The following is a 19,905-nucleotide window of genomic DNA, read 5'->3' on the forward strand; positions in this document are numbered from 1 at the left end:
CTGGATTTAACTATAAATCATTCACTTGGCAATTATCATCTTTTAATCAAATCATGTCAAATACATTTGTTCGTAATACTGTTAATTCTTTCAATTGCTGATTATTATGATTTGAAATTTGGAATAATTCCTAATAAATTAAGCTTGATTATAATTGTCTATGGATTGATTTTTAATTCAATATTGAGCCTATGCTTTAACAATTCATTGATTTTCATATTTTCAATAGCTTTAACTGCTTTAATCACAGCTATTTCATTTATCCTGTGGCATATTGGATTTTGGGGAGGTGGAGACTTTAAGCTATTCATTGGATTGTCATTAGGATTGTCCTTTTTAGACTTAAATAATCTAAACTTAAATTATTTCTCAAGCTTAAACATTCCCATCTTTAATCAATGGATTTTTTATCCAAAGATTATTTCAATACTTCTAAATGGCATTCTAATAGCCTTGGTGTTGATTTTCATATCAATTTCTTATGAATCAATTAAAAATAAAAAGCTAAAACATTATTCAAAATTATCTATTTTAGATTTTAGCTCAGTGTTTAGCAAATTAACCACTAAAACTGTAGATATTAAAAGTTTATCAGAAGGAATGGTCTTGAAGAAATATTACTTCAAGAATCAGATTGCATATGATAGGATTAATGAACTAAAGAACAAAATCAATTCAAATACCAATTTAAATGCATTTAATGAGGGTGATATTTATTATTTCTCATCATCAAACAGTATGGGTTTGACAAAAGAGGATATAAAATTGATTAATGGATTATACAAGATGGACATTATCAAAAATCATGATTTTGAAATTAGGGCAGAAATTCCATTCATGCCTTTCATAACCCTCGGATATGTAGGTTTTTTATTCTTTGGAGATTTCATAGCCATTATTTCAGGTTTTATAAAAATAATGTTTTAGTTAGGTAAAAACAATGAAAAATATTTCTATAGGCAATAAAGGCCAATTGTCACTTGAATATGTCTTAAGTTCCATGATAGTGATCTTAATCATCAGCCTAATATCTGTTCCCATATTATTGACTGCAATGGATTATTCCAATGATATATTGGATTCAATCAATTCCAAAAGCGAACTGTCTAAAATAACTGATGCAATTGACTTTTGCTATGCCTCTGGAAAGGGGTCTAAAAGAACTGTATTGGTTGACTTTAATCGAAATGTGGATATCAGACTGTATAATGACGGCAAAAATGGATTGGCTTTGATAAATTTGAACTTATCTGACAATTCACAAGAAATCACAAGGTATTTTGATTATAATGGATTAAATGAAAACATTCATTTATCTAAAGGGTTTAATAGGATTGCAGTAAAATGGGACGAGAATTCAAATGTGATTGAAGTAAAGAGATTGATTTAATACTTCACCGTTTCATAATGCTTTTTTAACAGAAAATTCTCTTTTCATAAAATATATAAATTAAGTTTTTTATATATAATATTAGAATAATAATTCTTAATTTTAAAATATTTATTATAAAATTGTTTTAAAACTTAAATAAATTTATTAATTTGTTTTTATTTTAAAAATTAGGACTTATTTAATGTAATATTGATTTATAAATTTATTTAACTCTCTAAAAACTGAATTAAGATAAATTTATATTTAAAATTGTTAAAAGAGTTGATTATGATGGATTTAATTACTGGAATAATATTTGTAATCCTATTCATTATAATTATGGTATTTGCCTTTTCCATGGGTATTCTATCTCCATATGTTGGTAGAAAGGAAATCGTATCCATAATCTTAATAGGATTTGTTCTTGGCGCTATCGGAGGATACTTCTTCATTGACCCTATTTACGAAGAAAGCCCGTATATTATAGGTAATGTTCAAGGACTTTTTACATTGGATAGTGAAGTGATTTATCTAAACATTCCATCAACTTCAAACATCAGTGATGTAACAAATAAGATTAGCAATTTAAATGGAGTTAATTCAGTTTCTACAAACGGATTTGAGTTGAAAACAGGGTTCATCAAGAACAGCACAAAGATTTATGTGGAGAATCATTTAAGAAGCGATTCTGAGATTGAATCCTTTAAGGTAACCAACAATTCAGTTACTGTAGACTTAAAAAATCCTGCAAGTTCAACCACCACATTAGGTTCTCTTGTAAATTGGCTAAGCAATAGGGCTGGAGTAGGCTCTGAATTCGCTTTCGTCCATATACAAGTTCATGTAAATTCCAATGATGTGGAAGAGGTCAGGGATTATTTAAATGAAAGCAATTACAACATAATCTCTATTGAAGGGCCTGTACAGGATACAATACATTATTTTGAAGATCATTTGGCTCCAACTTATGTTATAATGTTCATTACAGGGCTTGTGGGAGTAGCTGTAGCTATTGCAGGAGTCTTTGTTGAACCTTTAACCAAATTCACTAGAAGATTTAAAAAAGACCAAAAAGAAAGAATTAGAAGTAGAAGCAATAGAAGAAGACGTTAATTAGTTTATTTAAAGGAGGATAATATGTCTAAATTCTGTCCGGAATGCGGTTTTGAGCAACATAATGATAATAATCGTTATTGTTCCAATTGCGGTTTTGACTTTTACAAAGTGGAAAACAATATTAAATCAGCTGACAACTCAAGTATTGTTGTTCCTATAGATTCTGATGAGAATTCTGTTTCCAAGACTCTAGGTTCTGTAGATTCTAAGGCCATTGAATCCAGTTCCACCTCTTCTTCAACAACTTCAACCGCTAAAGGCCCTTCCAGTTCAAGCACCAAAAGCTCAACTGGTTCAAGTCCAAAGACCACAAAAAATTATACATCCAAATCATCAAGTAACGATTTTTTATCTAAATTAACATTCAATAAATGCTTTTTAGCATTTGCAGTGATACTGATAATATTTTTTATTATTGGAATGTTCGCCCAATTGGACCCGGAGCCTTCCTCGGATAATGGATTGACTTCATTTATGGAAAGATCAAATAGTTATGGATTATCTGATTTTATTGAAGATTCCAATAATTATTCCGATGATTATGATTACGATTATTTAAATTATGGTGGAGACGGCGATTACGCAGATCGTGTAGAGAATTGAAATTTAATACTATTTTTTATTAATCTAAATTTGGTGTAAATAATGAAATCTGCTGTTTTATTTTCAGGTGGAAAAGATAGTGTTATGGCTTTAAATTATGCTATAAACAATGGGGATGATGTAGAATATCTTCTTTCAATCAAGTCCCAAAATGATGAGTCATACATGTTTCACGTTCCGAATATCCATTTAACCGATTTGCAGGCAGAAGCTATAGGAATTCCTATCATAGAAGTCAAAACTGCGGGGGTAAAGGAAGAGGAGCTTGAAGATTTGAAGGAAGGATTTAAGCAATTGAAAAGCCTTGGAATTGAAGCTATCTACACAGGTGCATTATTTTCCACTTATCAAAAATCCAGAATTGAAAGATTGGCAGATGAGATTGGCATTGAAGCCATTTCACCATATTGGCATAAGGATCCTAAGGAATATATGGATTTGGTTATTGATTCCGGATTTAAGGTTATCATCAGCGGTGTTTTTGCTGAGGGTCTTGATGAATCATGGCTCGGCAGGCTCATTGATGAAGAGGCATTGGCAGAACTTGAGAAAATCAGCGAAAAGACATATCTCCATCTTGCTTTTGAAGGAGGAGAGGCTGAAACATTAGTTATTGATGGCCCTATCTTTAAAAAAAGAATTGAAATATTGGATGCAGATATAGATTGGCATGTTAATAATGGCACATATAATATAACAGATGCAAGATTGGTAGATAAGGAATAATTGCAAATCTTTATATTTAACAAAAATTATCCATTAGTATAACGTATTGGGGTGATATTATTTCAAAAGGTTTTAAAAAAAGCATATTAACTATTTCACTTGTTTTCATGATTCTTTTCTCATCTATAATAATCATTGATTCCATTTCTGCAGAAGAGAATGTGCCAAAAGGTTTTGAAACTTACTATATGAGAGGATATGGATTCAATGTCCCAAGTTCATACAAGCTGATTAATGAAGGATGGGATGAAGTTAATCGCTTGAATTACATGAACTTTCAAAAGGGCAGGAATTTTGTAAATATCAGTCTGGAAAGACATTCATCAAGTTTCAATAAGAATGTAATGGATGGATTCAGCTCCTTTAAGTTGAATGATGAGAAACTGTATAAGACCTCAATTTCTGGAATAACCGGATTTTACAATAAGAGGAATAAGGTAAAAACATTTGTTTTTGCATCTGAAGATGATATGATCTATTTGCACATAAAAGGGCCAAGTGTCTCTCATGTGGTTTCATCCATAACCCAAAGGGATTATAGGCCTTATCACAGCAATGAATATGACTTCGATGATGATGCATATTATGAATCAGACGCTTATGATGACTCTTTTGATGATTCTTTTGATGATGCGTCTTATTACAATTACAGATGGTAATTAATTACCATTTTTTTTTTTAAAAAAGTAGTATAATTTGTTTTTTTTTAATTATTTCTAATAAACAATCTTATAATCTATTTTATTCTTTTCTCTTTTTAGAGAATCCATTTTAACAAGGTCAAAGATCAATTTATCTTCGGTTAACCTTTCCCACATCTTGTATATCTTTTTTAGGAAATCCTCATCCAAATCCATTTTTTCAGCTATGATTGGACATTGATAAGTCATGTCATCAACATCATAAATCAAATGCAACTTGTTTTCCTTATCAAAATGTGGGCTAAGAGGAAAAGACCTACATTGAATGGGCCTTAATCTTCTATTGCAGTGTGGTGGATTGGTGCATTTTATATAATAGACTTCCCCATCCCAAGAGTCTGGATATTCGATCTCATCAGTTGTTTCATAAAACATCTCAAACCAATCTGATTCGTTTTCAAGCATTTCCTCTTCTCCAGGAAGCAAATACAATACCATTTCTGCCAATTCATCATTTCTTTCACCATTTTCAACAGTGCAGCAGATGGAATTGCATAGCTCTCCACAATTGAACTTGCCTAATGGAGATGCATTATTGGTCATATTATATATTTTCAAATAATCCTTTTTTCTTATAGAACATTTCATTTTTTCACATTTTTTTCTCTTGATTAGATAATATTTATGTGTCTTTTTCTTAAAAAGTTATTGATTAGAAAAATGGTTTATCAAATAATTCATTTCTTTAAAAGAACATTTTTAAATCATTATTTCATATGAATTCATGCACTAAAGACTTTACATAAATTCTAATTTTTTTACAAAAAACAGCCAGTTTCCTTATAAAACTTTCGATTATGTAAAAAATAGATTACATTTATATACTAGTTTAACAAAATAAGATTATGAATTTATAAGAGGTGATAAAATGAATAAAAGAATTCTAGCCATATGCCTTGCTATATTTATGGCATTCGCGGTTATTCCAACTGGATTTGCAGACAGTTCTAATCAAGTTGTAATAACCTATGGTGAAACTGCATATATGAATCAACAATACAAATCTATGGTTGACGATTATTTTGCAAGCAAAACTAATGTAGATATAAACAGCATAGAATCAAAAGTAATCACTGCTGGAGATGTAAACAAGATTTCCGGTGGTTTCTCAGGAAAATATTACAATTCAAACCAAATCTTTTCCTCTGCTCTTCTTGACTTGAACCAAAATGGGGAAATTACTGTAGATGTGGACAGTTCAATCACTACAATCACTCCTGAAATGTACATGTCAGCACTTAAGTCTGCAGGTATTCAAGGGGGACATGTCTATGTGACAAGTCCAGTGAGTGCTACTGGTGAATCCGCTCTTGCAGGTATTATGGATTGTTATGAGGAAGCTACTGATGTAGAGATCCCAGATAATGTTAAGGAGGCAGCAAACCAAGAGATTGCTACTCAAGCAGACATCATGAACAATTCAAATGTCAGTGCAGATGACTTATCCAAACTAGTGGATGATGTAAAGGAAAAGGTTAGTGAGGAAAACATCACTGATCATGCAACCATTGTAAACATTATCAATGATTACAGTACAACCTACAATATCAACATATCTGACAGTGATATTGAAAACCTTGCTCAAACAATTGAACAAGTGCAATCTGTGCAGGATGATGCAAATGCCTACAAAGAGCAAATCAGCGATTATATGGACAGTTCATCTTCTGGCAATGGATTTATAATGGATGGATTTTCCTTAGATGGTTTGTTCAATAGCATATTAAGCATTTTCAATATAAATCTTTAAAATAATTAAGTAATCTGATTATTACTTAAATTATTTTTTTAATCTTTTTTCTTTTTTTAATCTTCAAGATCTTATTTTTCTTTTCTTTATAACTTGTTTTTCTCTATTTTCTCTATTCTGCTCTATTTTTAGCTTTTTTAGCTATTAAAAAAATATCAAAAATTATTTATTAATAATGTTACATATCTAAAATTAATTAATTTAATGATCTGATAAATCCATGGTTTATTAGTTATTTAAATTAAGGAGGAAATACAATGAAATTTAATAGGATTGCAATTATAGCTATTTTGGCAATTTTAACTGTTGTTTTAGCAGGTTCTGTATCTGCTTTTGACTTAGGTTTCTTAAGTGGCGGCGACAGTGAACCTCAAGAGATAACTGTTGGAGGAATTGACTTCAGCATTCCTGCTGGATTTGATGAAAATGAAGAATACAAAATGGTCAATGAGAAAAGCAACACTTCTGGTATTGACTACTACATGTCTTCTGCTGGTTTTGAAGATGATTCAAAACAAAAAGCTATTTATATCTTAGTGGGAGATTATGATGAGTATAATGTAACTGATGAGATAATTGAATATGTTTTAGATGATATGGACTATGAAAAGAAAACCATTAATGGCCATGATGGTTATTTGGTTCAACAAAGCACTTCAAGCAGTTCATCTTTAATGGCAGTGGAAGAACCTATCTGCATGTTCGTTTATGAGGAAAATGGTGATCTTGTTTTCCTTGGAGCTACTGATGATTCATATTTCAGTGATGTTATTATATAATAGTTAGATTTTTATTTTTTTCATTTTTCTTATTTTTTATATATCTCTGTTTTTTCTATTTTTTCACTATTTCAATAATTTTATAAAACTTTATAATGTATAATCAATATATTACTTAATTGGGTTATATAATTCTAATTTTCAAGAAAAAATAGGATTAAAAATATGATTAATTAAATTAAAATAATTATTGATAATTTTAATAATTATTATCATAAACTATATTTTAATTAATCATATATTCATTTATTTTAATTGTCTGTGAGATGTTTCAATGAAGAGGTTTATTGCTATAGATGGGCTTGATGGTTCTGGTAAAGATACGCAAGCTAGACTTATTGGGGAGAAATATGAAAATGAAGGAACAGTCATCATTCGTTCACATCCAACATCAGACAACATCTTTGGAAGAAATTCAAAAGCTGCTTTGGAAAGAGGAGGTAAACTCAATAAGATAATAGCCACATTATGTTATGGAGCAGATGCAATAAGGTCTGTCATCAAGTATTATGGAAAGGCAGATACAGTTATTTTTGTCAGGTATACATTAGCTGTATCATACTTGAACAAAGCCATTTTCCTACCTGTGTACAAGCTCGTTTGCTTTGCACTTCCTGTTTCTGAATATTTCTTCTATTTGGATGTTTCTCCTGAAAAGCTCGTGGAACGTGTACAGAAGAGAAATGAAAAGGAAGAGATGTTTGAAAATTATGAGGCATTTGTCAAGGTAAGGCAAAAGGCCGAACCTGTTTTATACAATTGGCATGTAATTCCAGCAGATGATTCACCAGAGGAAATATTTGCAAAAATAGAGATTATTCTAGATGAATTGGACTCAAAGTTATTAAATGAGCCTAAAAAATTAGAATAGTTATATACTTTTTTTTTAAAAATAAGTTAAAATAGTAAAAATAGTTATAAAAATAGCAAATAAAAAAATAAGAAAAGTAAATAAAAATGGATTTAATCCATTTCTTTTTCTATAAATTCAGCAACTTTTTCTTTGAATTCTTCAAGAGAGCATTCATTTTCGATTAAATAATCGGTAGTTGATACAACATCACCAATACCGAAACCTAATTCTCTGTTTTCCCTTATCATAAACTCATCAAAATTAGTTGTGTCGTCTTCTCTTCCTCTTAAAGAAATTCTTTTGAATCTGGTTTGAGGACTTGCATAAATTGAAACTGATATGAAATTATCAAAGTTTTCTTTAAAAAGTTCAATTTCATATGGGCTTCTTATTCCATCAATCAAAACGGTTTTAATAATGTTATCCTTTTCAAAAAGATCTTTTATTTTTTGTACAGTTAATTCAGCCACAATGTATTGTCCAAATTCTTCTCTTAAAGTTTTAGCAGTTGTACCTGTATCTTCCCCTCTTTCTGCAGCCTTTTCTCTAATTATGTCACCCATACTAACTACAAGTGCACCTTTTTCCATTGCAGTGTCGAAAAAAATACTTTTTCCAGAACCTTGTAAACCAGTTACGCCTATTACTTTCATTATAATCCCATTTAAAATATTATTTTTATATATTCGTTATTTTGTAAAAATATTACTTATTAAAAAGTATATTTATATTTTTAATTGTTATTAAGTTTATCTTAAATTTGTAATAAAAAATAAATTAATCTAAAAGAATAATTCTTATTATTTCAATTTAATGGATGCTAAAGAATCTTTAAGATTTTGTTCATTGGAGAAATTATTAACAATATTCTCTAAAAATTCCTTGTCATCTGCCTTTCCGGATTCCTTAAATTCATTTGCTATTTGAGTCATCAATGGAACTGCCCTTACAATATTGTCTACAATGCTTATGGTTGACATTTTGGCGGTTCTTGAGAGAGGATTCAAGTCTATGCAAATGATTTTCTTGCCGTTTTGAACCAATACCTCTGCTCTATCTCCATCCTCAAGAGGAACAATCATAACATCTGCGATATAACTTCCTTCTTTGCTTGCAGTAGCTCTTGGGCTGTTTAGGTTGTCTATATACAAGAGTTCATCATCATTTGTGCCGAGAATGTCTTCCCATCCTCTTTCCTTAAACATTCTTGTAATTATTTCAACTCTTTCTGGAGTTCTATAGAACAGGTTGATTTCAATTTTAGAATCTGTTGCCTTTGCAAGCTCTATGATTTCATCAATAGCTAATGCAGTTGTATTTCCATTCACTGACAATACAGGATTTTCAGCAAGCAATATGGTTGCAACAGCTGCTTCACATGCCTTTTCAGCGGTTTCTGTAGTTTTCTCTCCTATCAAGTAATCGAATGTTTCCCCTCTTCCATGGGCAATCATTCCAGAATCTGCCAAATATCCTTCCTTAAAGGCATTCTTTACTTTATCTCTTAATAATAATGATTTGTAACGTGGATGAGTTTTAGGTATCATATATATTAATATGGTTAAATTGATTAATAAAAGTATAGTTAAAGGGATTTTAGTCAATTGATTATGAATGTAATAATAATTAGAAAAATTAATTGTATTTATTTATATGATAAGCAATAAACTATAATTAATTGTTAATTATTTGATTAATTTGCTATTTAATTAAAATTTTTAAGAATTTTTAACAAATTTATGGAGAATTACTATGGATGAAAGAGTTGAAAATCCGGAACTTAAAGAAATCATGAAAACCAGACCTGAAGAAATGAATGAAGATCAATTGGAAGCTTTTGTAGATGCATTTATGGAAGCTACTTTCATCATTCCAGCTGAATTGAATTCAGATGTTGAAGCTCTTGAAGGAAAAACAGATGAGGAAATAGCTTTAGATGAAGAGATTGACCTTGAAATCATGAAACTTGAAGATGAGGATGGAAATGTTCTCTTCCCAATTTACACTGATGATGATGAGCTTGAAAAATTAGCTGCAGAAGAGGATTTTGACGTTTTCGGATTAGTCATTTCTGCTGAAGACCTTGCAATGCTACTCGCTGAAACCGAAGAGGATGATTTTGATGGTGTTGTAATCAATCCATTCCATGAAAATGCTGTAGAACTTCCATTGGAAGCTATTTTCGAGCTTTATGATTTTGAAGAATGTGATGACCCTGATTGTGATGACCCAACTCATAATCATTAAATAAAATAATAAAGACATGTTGTTTAGCAGATTTAGAAGAAAAATAATGATCTAATGGTTAAGAACCCATCTGAAGAAGTCTTAAAAGCCCATAATGATGCTGAAATAATCATTAAGGAGAACAATATAGACAGGTTCCTATTGAACATGTTTATGGAAAAGAAAGGAATCAATAAGTTCCATACCACTCCAGAGCTTGTAAATGGGTTCTTGAATTCAGATTGGTTCTTAAACCTTGACCTTAAATGTCTGCTTCAAATAAACGATGAATCAAAAAGAATTCGCACTAATGCTTTTTTAACTAAAAAAGAGATATTTTTCAAAGAAAAAGAGAATATGAAAATAGACGTAGACGATATCATGGATTGCAGAATCGACGGAAAAAAGTGGATATAATCTGTGATAGCGTCTCTTATAAGGTCATGTTCACTAATAAGAACTTGGCAAAGCTATTCTTTGATTATATCTCAAGATAATTTAGTCATTTGTTTCCTTATGGAAATATTCATAAACATTGTTTGCTGCTTTTTCATTCATTCCATTAACTTCTTTTATCTCATCGATGCTTGCATTTTTAATGGATTCTAAATCTCCAAAATGTCTTAAAATCTCTATTTTTCTTTTTTTACCTATACCAACAATATTATCCAATGGAGATTCCTCAATCTTTTTGGACCTTAATTTCCTATGGTATGTAACAGCGAATCTGTGGGATTCGTCCCTAACTTGCTGAAGCAAATGCAATGCTTCATTGTCTTGAGGGATTCTTATTGGGAAACTGCTGTTTGGAATATAAATTTCTTCAAATTCCTTCGCAAGACCGATTATAGGTATATGTGTAAGTTTGTATTCTTTCAAAACATCAACAGCCATGCCTAATTGTCCTTTTCCACCATCAATAACGATAAGATTTGGCTCTTCTCCTAATTTTAATGGAACGATTCTTTCAGTTTCCGCTTCGTTCTTTTTCAGGTGTTCCTCATTGATTCTAATCTTGTCATAATGTTCCTTAAGAGGCATCAATCTTCTCTCAAGAAGTTCCTTCATCATGGCAAAATCGTTAGGTCCTGGAGTGTTCATCTTGAATTTCTTATATTGCTTCTTATTTGGCTTTCCATCTAAAAATGAAACCTTGGAACCAACTGCCAATTTTCCTGAAATGTTAGAGATGTCGTAACCTTCAATCACTCTTGGAAGCTTTTCAAGCTTGAGATACTTCTTAAGCTCAATCATTGAGTTTTCCATCTTTTGCTTTTGATTCTTTATGATATCTGCATTTTTACTTGCCATTCTAACTAATCTTAGTTTATTTCCTTTCTGAGGGACTTTTATAGACACCTTGTTACCCCTTAAGTCGCTTAGCCATTCTTCAATAAGCTTGTCATCATGTATATCCTCTTCGATTAAAATTTCTTTAGGAATGTGCCTGTTTATTCCATAGAATTGCTTGATGAATGCTGAAATGACTTCATCAGAGGTTGTGTGCTGTGAACCGTCCATAAGGAAATCGTCCTTTCCAATGATCTTTCCGTTTCTGATGTTCATCACCACCACAACTGCATTTTGAGTGGTGTATGAGATTGCAATGATGTCTTGGTCAAGCTCGTTGTTCAATTCAACGAATTGCTTGTTCATCACTTCCTCAATGGAACTGATTTGGTCTCTAATGACAGCTGCTTTTTCAAACTCCTGATTTTTAGCAGCTTCTTTCATTTCTGATTCAAGGTCCTTGATTATCTTATTGTACTTTCCTTGGAAGAAAAGGTCTATCTTCTTGATATGCTCATGATATTCCTCTTTTGAAATGCTTCCGTTACACGGAGCGTAACATAAGTCAATCTGACTGTTCAAGCAAGGGCCGTCCATTCTTTTGCAGGTTCTTATTCTAAAGAGCTGCTTAAGGAACTTGACAGTTTGGCGAACTGCAGTAACATCTGTAAAAGGACCATAATATGAACCTTTTTTGCCTATATCCCTTGTAATGACTATTTTTGGAAAATCCTCATCTGTTATTTTTACATAGGGGTACCTTTTATCATCCTTTAAGCTGATGTTATATCTAGGCCTATGCTTTTTGATTAGATTAGCTTCTAAAATAAGTGCCTCTTTTTCAGTATTTGTTACAATGTATTCGAGGCTGTTGAAATGGCTCATCAAGACTTGGGTCTTAGGCCTATCAAGGTTTTTTTGAAAATAGGATCTCACTCTGCTTCTAAGAGATTTTGACTTTCCCACATAGATGATTTCCTCATTCTTGTCCTTCATTATGTAAATTCCAGGCTTTCTAGGAAGTTCATCTGGTGAGTTAACTTTTGTTGACATTTTAATACCTTGATAATTGTTTATTGATTTGATTTTTATTTAGTCTTGATTCTGTTATAATATGCTAATTGTTTTATAATAATATTTTTAATTATTCTTAACTTATAATAATTTTTATTTTTTATAAATCTTTGCCATAATATAAAATAATTCAAATTATTATTTGAAAAATTTTATATAAATTGAAAACATATACTTATATGATTTATTTTAAGGGGGAATCATATGGAAAAATCTGCTTTTAGCACTTTAGAAAAAACTTTTTTGATACTGCTTTCATTGTTTCCATTTATTAATGGAATGACTTTTGTTTATATGGGGTCAAAAGAATCCAATTTTAAATGGATTATTGAAGCTTTAGTCTATGAATTTCCTTGGTTTTTACAATTTTTATTTGCCTATAACGATGACCTTGCCACTACATTTGCAGGTTTTGGAATATTATTCATGTTCATATGCCTTTTAAGAACAGTATATGTCTCTTTCACCTATAAAAAAGAAATTGACAGTAGTTTTAGACCAATGAGGAAAATATCAAGCTCATTTTGGGTAGTGTTTTCTCTAATCATGTTCTTGAACGGTGTAGGGTTAATCATTGTAGGGTATAGAAGAAATGTTCAAAGATGGGTTTTAGAAGGTGCCTTATTTGAATTCCTTTGGATTCTATATTTCGTTACATATAGTATAAATGATGGAATTATAAATTTCTTCATTGCAATAGCTGTGATAGGATGGATATTGTCAATTGCAAGAACAATAATGATTTACTTTGAGGAAAAAAGAATGGATAATCTCTCATTTAGCCCATCACCTCAACCTGTAGTCAGCACACCTGCTCCAGATATCAGTCCAAAGCCAGTTGAAAATGCTGTTGTTGATATTATTCCTGAATTTAAGCCATATAAGGCTCAAATTGATAATCAAAAACAAGCCTTTGATAAAAAAGAAGAGAATATTACTGACTTAATCAATAAACGATTTGAAACTGGAGAATTAGCCCATAATCGGTTTATGTCAGTTATAGATAATTGTCATAAGTTATTTTATCACCAATTCAATTCTGCTACAAGCATTATTGAAATGGCTCCAGAATGCAGTGAAAGATTGGATGAAACCGTTAAGGATAAAATCAGCATCATGGAATCAATCAATGATGAGATGAATAATCTTATAGAAGAGCTTATAATCCATGATAGTGACAATGAAAAATCAGAAGAGGACCTAAAGGAACTCTTTGCAAATATGGATAATCTGATAAATTCAGTAAAGGATTATAAGTAAATAATCCTTTTTTCCTTTTAAAAAATAGTTTTTTGTTTTTTTAATTCTTTAAGCTTTCATTTAAAGTTTCAATCTCTTCTTTTAATTCTTTATTAATTCCTTTCAATTCAATTATCTCTTTTTTAAGTGATTCAAGATCATTGTCTATTTTATAGACTTTGCTATGAACTTCATTGAGATTTTTCTTGTTTGAACTTAAAGTCTCTTTTAAAAGTTCAATGTTATCGTCATTTTCTGTAATGTTGAAGTCTTCATTCATCAATATTCTTCTTGCAAAATATGATACGATAGCTCCTGTAACTGTACTGAATATCAACACTCCAACAATCAATGTTATGAGTCCAATTATCTTTCCAGCACCTGATTGAGGCAATATGTCACCATAACCGACGGTTGTAATTGTTGAAAGTACAAACCATAAGCTGTCAAATAAGCTGTTTATGCTTGGATCAAATAGATATAATCCAAGTGTTGAAGCAAGTACAACAAGCAGGGTAATGCCGAATATTTCATCCAAATGGGTCTTTTTCAAGAAAAAGTCAATTGTTTCAAAAAACTGTGAAAAGAGAGCGATTACCTTAATGAATTTCAAAACCTTGAAGACTCTTAAAAGAGAGTTATTTAAGACAAATGGCAGCATGATCAAATCAAATGGAATTGCAGCTATCAGTTCTGTCCAGTTTTTGATTAAGAAATGCTTCTTGTCATCGCTATCAAAATATCTAGTTAAGAAGTCAATAAATAGAATTATGCATAAAATTGTATCAAAGACAATTATGCTGTAATATAGGTTTGCCCCTACATCTGAAATCAATGTTAGTGTTATCAGGATTAAATCTATTATAATAAATATTGATAAAAAGTAATTAAACTTGCTGTTTTGATAAAAGCTCATGTTTTGCCTCTGATAATTTTTATTTAGCAAAGAATTTAAAAAATTCTAATTCCTAATTAAAATTATTGTTTTATTCATTATAAATCTATTTAAATTTTCAAAAATATTCAAAATATATCTAAAATCATAAATTCAAAATCATAATTTTTCCTAATTTTTTTATAAATTTCAAAAAAAGTATACATTTTTGAAAAATAAATACAAAACATTATATACTAAAAATATTATAGTAACTTTAGGATATGGGAATGTCCTAACAAATACATTAGAAACTAATAGAAACTGAAATTTAATTAAATATTTAATTAAAAAAGCAATTTTGAAAGAATTTTGTAGGTGGAGGTTATGACACGTACTATTTTTCAAAAGATTACAAGCTCTTTATGGGTATTGATATCCTTTATTCCATTCTTTAATGGTTTAGGATTTGTTTATATTGGAAACAAATATGCAAATGCTCAATGGTTTGCAGAGGGAATAATTTATGAATTGCCTCTTATTTTGGGATTGTTGACTTTGCCAAATCTTACTGTATCAACTCCAATGTTCATATTTGGTACTTTAGCATCAATGGTTTCAATTGTCAGAAGCTTTATGGTAGATTATACCCTTCAAAAGGACTTGGATCAATCCAATGTTATTGAAACAAGCTTGGATGAAAAGATTGATGGTATCATCAATTCCTTATGGGTCTTAATTTCATTCATTCCATTATTCAATGGTCTTGGTTTGATCTATAAAGGTAAAACTGCACCAAATAAAACCTGGTATCTAGAGGGAATTCTCTATGAGATTCCTTGGATAATTGGAATTTTAGGCATAGGCTTTTCACAGGTCAGATTTGTTGCATTTGAAGCTGCAGTTCTTTTCTACTTCGTATCCATAATCAGATCCATAATGGTTGCCACTGAACCTGAGCCATTATATAATTATAGGGAACAAATATCCACTAAAGAAGCTGAATTTAAAGTTAAATCTGAAACAAAAGAAACTAAAGAAGCAAAACAAAAAGATAAATCTGCAGAAGTTAAAATGGAAGATGGGGTTGTTCCAGCATTCCAATTTTACAAAAAGCAGTTTAAAGAGTTAGAGGAATTATATCCTAAAAAGGAAAAAAGCACTTTGGAGTTAATTGAAAAGAGATTTGCTCCGCCTCAATTGACTTATTCCAGATTCAAGAGAGTTGTTGATGATTCTCATGAAACATTCTACAGCCAATTGAATGCAGGATATAATATTCTTGAATTGAGTACTGAATACAGTACTAAAGTAGAGGACGAGCTTAAAAACAAGCTTTTATTGTTAAATTCAATCATTAAAGGTTTAGATAAATTGTCTGAAGAATTGGTTCTAAACATTTCTCAAGTTGATACATGATCTGATGATGAGATAGACCATTTGTTTGATGAATTTAAAAGGGCAACTCGTTCTGTAAGTGCTTATGAATAAATTAATTTATGTTTTAATTAATTTATTCTAAATTTTTATTTATTATTTTTTTATTAATTATTTTATTATATTATTATTTTTTTATTAATTATTTTATTATATTTTTAGTTATTTTTTATTATATTATACTATTTTTATGGAAACATCTTTATAGCATTTTTAGGGCATCTGTTAATGCAACGATAACATTTAATGCAGTTTCCAGGATAAATATACCATTTTCTATTTTCCTTATCTACATGAATTGCATGGGTTGCACATGCCTTTTCACATTTTTTGCATAATATGCATTTTTTGCCATCCGCTCTAGGCTCTCCAACATTCACTGCTCTGGGAATGAACCTAAATAATGATTTTCCTCCAAACAATCTTCCACCTTTTCTCATTTTTAATCCTCCTTATCTATAATCTATTTATTTATAGATTTATATTTAACCAATATGATAATACATATGTAAAAATTATCAGTTTTTTTAAAATTCTAAAAATATATAAACTTTGGAAATAAATATTTAATTGAATAATGAGTGATAACATGACTATGAAAACAGGAAGTAATTTAAAGTTTAATGATCAATATGAATATTTAACATTCGATTTAGACCAGAAATTCCTATTAGGTGAATTGAAAGGAGAGGAAATAAGGGATAAGATGATTTCCGCTCAAGAAATATTGGATAATCACTTGGAAAACAATTACAGTCCTGGAGATGAAATAGAAATCGAAAATCCTTTTGAAGACCCAAGACTTAGGAAGTTCATTAAAGTAAATGAAGTAACGGATGATATGATTGACATAATTTATTATCAGCATCAAATCAATAAGGATGTTTATAAGTTTGTTACAATGTCTGAACCTCCTGTAAGAGGTCGTATCTTAATTCCAAAGGAATAAATTACTTCTTTTCATATTCTTTTTTTAAGTTTTTTCAATTATCTTGCTCCTTTTTACTATTTTTTTTAAAATATTACGCCGTTATGATAAATTTTATTAACACATGTTAACATATTTTAAAATAAGTAAAAATAATAAATTTTAGTTTAATATTTTTATAAATTATTCTTATCCTGGTGATTCTATGGAATTCGATGAATTGATGGAAAAAGGAAATCAATTAAGAAAAGAAAACAAGTATGAAGAAGCATTAGATGCTTATCAAGCTGCATTAAAGGCAGATAAAAGACGTCCTGAAGCTTGGAATATGAAAGCAAGTACTTTAGGTCTTTTAGGTCAAACAGATGAAGCTATTGAATGTTTTGACAGATCATTGGAACTTGACTTTGAAAATGAGAAAACCTGGTTCTTAAAGGGAATGACATTGTTTGCTGTAAATCGTTTCAATGAAGCGGATTCATGCTTTGATAAGGCAGTGAATGCAGACCCTCACAATCCGGTCTATTGGAAATACAAAGGAATGGTTTTAAGTCAATTGAACCAAAATGCAGATGCTTTGAAATGCTTGGATAATGCATTGGCATTAAACCCAGAAGACGATGCTGTTCTAGTATTTAGACATACTGTCATAGAAGCGTTAGAAAAAGAAGAAAAAGAAGAAAAATAAGTCGTAGGATCTTCCTACAACTCTTTTTTTTATTTTTAAATTTTTAGATTAAATTTTATAATCTCTTTTTTTAGACTATTTTTATTAAATTATCGACTATTTAGAAGACTATTTTAGAACTTTTTAATACTCTTTAAGGCAACAATTTGATCTCTTAAAACAGCTGCTCTTTCGAAATCTAAATCATTAGCTGCCTCTTTCATTTCTGCCTCTAAGTCCTTGATCAATAATTTAAGCTCATCCTTAGGCATGCCCTTAAGGTCATCTCTTGAAGGAGTCTTCTTGGTTGACATCTTCTTGTCCTTAAGAGTCCTGTATGTTGACTGAGGAGTGATGTTATACTTTTCATTGTATGCCATTTGAAGCTTTCTTCTCTTGTTAGTGATGTCAACAGCATTCTTAACTGAATCTGTCATGTCATCAACATACATGAGAACTTCCCCATCAACATTTCTTGCAGCTCTTCCTATTGTTTGTATAAGGGATGTTTCGGACCTTAGGAATCCTTCCTTATCTGCATCTAAAATAGCTACAAGTCCAACTTCAGGTAGGTCAAGCCCTTCTCTGAGCAAGTTTACACCTACAAGAACGTCAAACTCCCCACGCCTTAAATCGTCGATGATTTCCACTCTCTCCAATGTATCAATCTCTGAGTGAAGATATCTTACCTTGATTCCTATTCTGGCATAGTAATCTGTCAAGTCTTCAGCCATTCTCTTGGTAAGTGTTGTAACAAGAATCCTTTGGTCTTTTGCCACTTTCTTTCTAACTTCCTTAAGCAAATCCTCAACTTGGCCTTGAACTGACCTGATTGTGATTTTAGGGTCTACAAGACCTGTTGGCCTAATAATTTGCTCTACGATGTTTTGGCTTCTTGACATTTCATAAGGTCCTGGAGTAGCTGATACATAAAGAACCTGATTTTGAATGGCTTCAAACTCATCAAATCTAAGTGGTCTGTTTTCCTTTGCAGAAGGCAATCTGAATCCATATTGAACAAGGGTTTCCTTTCTTGACCTGTCACCATTGTACATTCCCCTAATCTGTGGAACTGTTACGTGGGATTCATCAATGATAGTCAAGTAATCATCTGGGAAGTACTTAAGCAATGAATAAGGCATATCTCCCCAATTCCTTCCTGATAAATGCAGGGAATAGTTTTCAATTCCAGGGCAGTAACCCATTTCCTGAAGCATTTCTATATCAAAACGGGTTCTTTGCTCCAATCTTTGGGCTTCAACATATTTTCCATTGAGATTCAACTCTCTAAGTCGGCTTTCAAGCTCATCATTGATGTCCTTTAAAGCTTGATCCATTCTGTCAGCACCTACTACGAAGTGCTTTGCTGGAAATATCATATACCTTTGAAGAGGCTCTTCCTTTTTGCCTGTTACAGGGTTTATCAAGCTAATGGCATCTATTTCATCACCAAAAAGCTCAATTCTTATTGGAGGTGTACCATGAACCGGATTGATTTCAATAACATCTCCCCTTACCCTGAATTGACCTCTTTCAAATGCAATGTCATTTCTCTCATATTGCATGAAAATAAGTTTTCTTAAAATGTCACTGCGGTCGTAGATATCTCCTACAGCGATGGAAAATGCAAACTCCCCATAATCTTCAGGTGAACCGATACCATAGATGCAGCTTACACTGCTCACAACAATCACATCATCTCTAGATAAAAGTGATTGTGTAGCTGAATGCCTCATTATGTCTATCTCTTCATTGATTGATGCCTCTTTGTCAATGAAAGTGTCTGTTCTTGGCACATAAGCTTCAGGTTGATAGTAGTCATAATAACTGACAAAGTATTCTACAGCATTGTCTGGGAAAAACACCTTGAATTCTTCGTATAATTGTGCAGCCAATGTCTTGTTGTGAGATATGATCAATGTTGGCTTTTGCACCTTTTCAATGATGTTAGCCATTGTATATGTCTTTCCAGAACCTGTAACACCTAATAATGTCTGTTCATGATATCCCTTCTTAATGCCGTTTACAAGGGATTCAATGGCCTGTGGCTGGTCACCAAGTGGCTTATATGGAGATTTAAGTTTGAATTCTTTCATTTTTGCACCTATTAATTTAAGTTTTAAAGGTAATTTTCATAATATACTTTTAGCTTTATTTCTTATAATAGTATGTATTTTTTAAAACTATTTTTCATTTTGGAATATTAAGCGACTTAAGTTTAATTTATATATATATTAAAGCAAAAATGATATATATTATTATAAAAATAT

General features: G+C 30.9%; 22 protein-coding genes. 15 read left to right on the forward strand and 7 right to left on the reverse strand.

Going from position 1 to position 19,905, the window contains the following annotated elements:
* Window positions 1-66 precede the first annotated feature (66 nt).
* From VW161_RS02875 to VW161_RS02900, 6 genes are all read left to right on the forward strand, one after another.
* On the forward strand, window positions 67-927 hold the full coding sequence (locus VW161_RS02875) for a prepilin peptidase (RefSeq protein WP_304086146.1): 861 nt from the start codon (window positions 67-69) through the stop codon (window positions 925-927).
* 13 nt (window positions 928-940) lie between these two features.
* On the forward strand, window positions 941-1,390 hold the full coding sequence (locus VW161_RS02880; RefSeq protein ID WP_304086079.1) for a hypothetical protein: 450 nt from the start codon (window positions 941-943) through the stop codon (window positions 1,388-1,390).
* A gap of 270 nt (window positions 1,391-1,660) precedes the next feature.
* Window positions 1,661-2,485, forward strand: coding sequence for a hypothetical protein (locus tag VW161_RS02885; RefSeq protein WP_304086077.1), 825 nt, complete (start codon window positions 1,661-1,663; stop codon window positions 2,483-2,485).
* 24 nt (window positions 2,486-2,509) lie between these two features.
* The gene (locus VW161_RS02890; protein WP_304086075.1) at window positions 2,510-3,091 is read left to right on the forward strand and encodes a zinc ribbon domain-containing protein; all 582 of its coding nucleotides are present in this window, start codon (window positions 2,510-2,512) and stop codon (window positions 3,089-3,091) included.
* Between the two features lie 42 nt (window positions 3,092-3,133).
* A complete protein-coding gene (locus tag VW161_RS02895; protein WP_304086073.1) occupies window positions 3,134-3,817 on the forward strand; it encodes a TIGR00289 family protein in 684 nt (227 codons plus the stop codon).
* 107 nt (window positions 3,818-3,924) lie between these two features.
* The gene (locus VW161_RS02900) at window positions 3,925-4,476 is read left to right on the forward strand and encodes a hypothetical protein (RefSeq protein ID WP_304086071.1); all 552 of its coding nucleotides are present in this window, start codon (window positions 3,925-3,927) and stop codon (window positions 4,474-4,476) included.
* 57 nt (window positions 4,477-4,533) lie between these two features.
* Here the strand turns inward: VW161_RS02900 and VW161_RS02905 are convergent, their stop codons facing one another.
* A complete protein-coding gene (locus VW161_RS02905) occupies window positions 4,534-5,106 on the reverse strand; it encodes a hypothetical protein (protein WP_304086070.1) in 573 nt (190 codons plus the stop codon).
* A gap of 280 nt (window positions 5,107-5,386) precedes the next feature.
* Here VW161_RS02905 and VW161_RS02910 point away from each other — a divergent pair, with 280 nt between their 5' ends.
* From VW161_RS02910 to VW161_RS02920, 3 genes are all read left to right on the forward strand, one after another.
* Window positions 5,387-6,268, forward strand: a complete 882-nt coding sequence (locus VW161_RS02910; protein ID WP_304086068.1) for a DUF1002 domain-containing protein — start codon at window positions 5,387-5,389, stop codon at window positions 6,266-6,268.
* Between the two features lie 257 nt (window positions 6,269-6,525).
* Window positions 6,526-7,047 (forward strand): hypothetical protein, encoded by a 522-nt coding sequence (locus VW161_RS02915; RefSeq protein ID WP_304102245.1) that lies wholly within the window; start codon window positions 6,526-6,528, stop codon window positions 7,045-7,047.
* A gap of 274 nt (window positions 7,048-7,321) precedes the next feature.
* Window positions 7,322-7,918: a thymidylate kinase gene (locus VW161_RS02920; protein WP_304104837.1), complete on the forward strand. Its 597-nt coding sequence runs from the start codon at window positions 7,322-7,324 to the stop codon at window positions 7,916-7,918.
* 92 nt (window positions 7,919-8,010) lie between these two features.
* Here VW161_RS02920 and VW161_RS02925 read toward each other — a convergent pair whose 3' ends face one another.
* Together VW161_RS02925 and VW161_RS02930 are read right to left on the reverse strand one after the other, a co-directional pair.
* A complete protein-coding gene (locus VW161_RS02925) occupies window positions 8,011-8,553 on the reverse strand; it encodes an AAA family ATPase (protein ID WP_304086062.1) in 543 nt (180 codons plus the stop codon).
* 147 nt (window positions 8,554-8,700) lie between these two features.
* Entirely contained in the window at window positions 8,701-9,447 is a 747-nt protein-coding gene (locus VW161_RS02930) for a 4-phosphopantoate--beta-alanine ligase (protein ID WP_304086060.1), read from the reverse strand.
* Window positions 9,448-9,652: 205 nt separating this feature from the next.
* Here VW161_RS02930 and VW161_RS02935 point away from each other — a divergent pair, with 205 nt between their 5' ends.
* Both VW161_RS02935 and VW161_RS02940 read left to right on the forward strand, forming a co-directional pair.
* Entirely contained in the window at window positions 9,653-10,147 is a 495-nt protein-coding gene (locus VW161_RS02935; RefSeq protein WP_304086057.1) for an SseB family protein, read from the forward strand.
* Between the two features lie 54 nt (window positions 10,148-10,201).
* Window positions 10,202-10,543, forward strand: a complete 342-nt coding sequence (locus tag VW161_RS02940; protein WP_304086056.1) for a hypothetical protein — start codon at window positions 10,202-10,204, stop codon at window positions 10,541-10,543.
* Window positions 10,544-10,624: 81 nt separating this feature from the next.
* Here VW161_RS02940 and uvrC read toward each other — a convergent pair whose 3' ends face one another.
* Window positions 10,625-12,469, reverse strand: a complete 1,845-nt coding sequence (gene uvrC / locus VW161_RS02945) for an excinuclease ABC subunit UvrC (protein ID WP_325192688.1) — start codon at window positions 12,467-12,469, stop codon at window positions 10,625-10,627.
* 225 nt (window positions 12,470-12,694) lie between these two features.
* Here uvrC and VW161_RS02950 point away from each other — a divergent pair, with 225 nt between their 5' ends.
* Entirely contained in the window at window positions 12,695-13,750 is a 1,056-nt protein-coding gene (locus tag VW161_RS02950; protein WP_304086052.1) for a hypothetical protein, read from the forward strand.
* A gap of 40 nt (window positions 13,751-13,790) precedes the next feature.
* On the opposite strand, the gene VW161_RS02955 is transcribed toward VW161_RS02950, so the two are convergent.
* The gene (locus VW161_RS02955; protein WP_304094916.1) at window positions 13,791-14,645 is read right to left on the reverse strand and encodes an ion channel; all 855 of its coding nucleotides are present in this window, start codon (window positions 14,643-14,645) and stop codon (window positions 13,791-13,793) included.
* Window positions 14,646-14,990: 345 nt separating this feature from the next.
* On the opposite strand from VW161_RS02955, the gene VW161_RS02960 reads away from it, so the two are divergent.
* On the forward strand, window positions 14,991-16,022 hold the full coding sequence (locus tag VW161_RS02960) for a hypothetical protein (protein ID WP_325192689.1): 1,032 nt from the start codon (window positions 14,991-14,993) through the stop codon (window positions 16,020-16,022).
* Between the two features lie 206 nt (window positions 16,023-16,228).
* Here the strand turns inward: VW161_RS02960 and VW161_RS02965 are convergent, their stop codons facing one another.
* Window positions 16,229-16,480, reverse strand: coding sequence for an NADH-quinone oxidoreductase subunit I (locus VW161_RS02965; RefSeq protein WP_304086048.1), 252 nt, complete (start codon window positions 16,478-16,480; stop codon window positions 16,229-16,231).
* 149 nt (window positions 16,481-16,629) lie between these two features.
* On the opposite strand from VW161_RS02965, the gene VW161_RS02970 reads away from it, so the two are divergent.
* Window positions 16,630-16,989, forward strand: a complete 360-nt coding sequence (locus tag VW161_RS02970; RefSeq protein ID WP_304086046.1) for a hypothetical protein — start codon at window positions 16,630-16,632, stop codon at window positions 16,987-16,989.
* A 184-nt stretch (window positions 16,990-17,173) separates the two neighbouring features.
* Entirely contained in the window at window positions 17,174-17,656 is a 483-nt protein-coding gene (locus VW161_RS02975; RefSeq protein ID WP_304086045.1) for a tetratricopeptide repeat protein, read from the forward strand.
* Between the two features lie 113 nt (window positions 17,657-17,769).
* Here VW161_RS02975 and uvrB read toward each other — a convergent pair whose 3' ends face one another.
* A complete protein-coding gene (gene uvrB, locus VW161_RS02980) occupies window positions 17,770-19,731 on the reverse strand; it encodes an excinuclease ABC subunit UvrB (RefSeq protein ID WP_325192690.1) in 1,962 nt (653 codons plus the stop codon).
* Window positions 19,732-19,905: the final 174 nt, after the last annotated feature.

It is taken from the genome of Methanobrevibacter ruminantium (assembly GCF_016294135.1).
Taxonomy (GTDB): Archaea; Methanobacteriota; Methanobacteria; order Methanobacteriales; family Methanobacteriaceae; genus Methanobrevibacter; species Methanobrevibacter ruminantium_A.

Bases quoted from the DNA above. Each gene is read 5' to 3' on its own strand.
- VW161_RS02880 (WP_304086079.1), top strand. From the start codon at position 941: ATGAAAAATATTTCTATAGGCAATAAAGGCCAATTGTCACTTGAATAT.
- VW161_RS02885 (WP_304086077.1), top strand. From the start codon at position 1,661: ATGATGGATTTAATTACTGGAATAATATTTGTAATCCTATTCATTATA.
- VW161_RS02890 (WP_304086075.1), top strand. From the start codon at position 2,510: ATGTCTAAATTCTGTCCGGAATGCGGTTTTGAGCAACATAATGATAAT.
- VW161_RS02895 (WP_304086073.1), top strand. From the start codon at position 3,134: ATGAAATCTGCTGTTTTATTTTCAGGTGGAAAAGATAGTGTTATGGCT.
- VW161_RS02900 (WP_304086071.1), top strand. From the start codon at position 3,925: ATGATTCTTTTCTCATCTATAATAATCATTGATTCCATTTCTGCAGAA.
- VW161_RS02905 (WP_304086070.1), bottom strand. From the start codon at position 5,106: ATGAAATGTTCTATAAGAAAAAAGGATTATTTGAAAATATATAATATG.
- VW161_RS02910 (WP_304086068.1), top strand. From the start codon at position 5,387: ATGAATAAAAGAATTCTAGCCATATGCCTTGCTATATTTATGGCATTC.
- VW161_RS02915 (WP_304102245.1), top strand. From the start codon at position 6,526: ATGAAATTTAATAGGATTGCAATTATAGCTATTTTGGCAATTTTAACT.
- VW161_RS02920 (WP_304104837.1), top strand. From the start codon at position 7,322: ATGAAGAGGTTTATTGCTATAGATGGGCTTGATGGTTCTGGTAAAGAT.
- VW161_RS02925 (WP_304086062.1), bottom strand. From the start codon at position 8,553: ATGAAAGTAATAGGCGTAACTGGTTTACAAGGTTCTGGAAAAAGTATT.
- VW161_RS02930 (WP_304086060.1), bottom strand. From the start codon at position 9,447: ATGATACCTAAAACTCATCCACGTTACAAATCATTATTATTAAGAGAT.
- VW161_RS02935 (WP_304086057.1), top strand. From the start codon at position 9,653: ATGGATGAAAGAGTTGAAAATCCGGAACTTAAAGAAATCATGAAAACC.
- VW161_RS02940 (WP_304086056.1), top strand. From the start codon at position 10,202: ATGGTTAAGAACCCATCTGAAGAAGTCTTAAAAGCCCATAATGATGCT.
- uvrC (WP_325192688.1), bottom strand. From the start codon at position 12,469: ATGTCAACAAAAGTTAACTCACCAGATGAACTTCCTAGAAAGCCTGGA.
- VW161_RS02950 (WP_304086052.1), top strand. From the start codon at position 12,695: ATGGAAAAATCTGCTTTTAGCACTTTAGAAAAAACTTTTTTGATACTG.
- VW161_RS02955 (WP_304094916.1), bottom strand. From the start codon at position 14,645: ATGAGCTTTTATCAAAACAGCAAGTTTAATTACTTTTTATCAATATTT.
- VW161_RS02960 (WP_325192689.1), top strand. From the start codon at position 14,991: ATGACACGTACTATTTTTCAAAAGATTACAAGCTCTTTATGGGTATTG.
- VW161_RS02965 (WP_304086048.1), bottom strand. From the start codon at position 16,480: ATGAGAAAAGGTGGAAGATTGTTTGGAGGAAAATCATTATTTAGGTTC.
- VW161_RS02970 (WP_304086046.1), top strand. From the start codon at position 16,630: ATGACTATGAAAACAGGAAGTAATTTAAAGTTTAATGATCAATATGAA.
- VW161_RS02975 (WP_304086045.1), top strand. From the start codon at position 17,174: ATGGAATTCGATGAATTGATGGAAAAAGGAAATCAATTAAGAAAAGAA.
- uvrB (WP_325192690.1), bottom strand. From the start codon at position 19,731: ATGAAAGAATTCAAACTTAAATCTCCATATAAGCCACTTGGTGACCAG.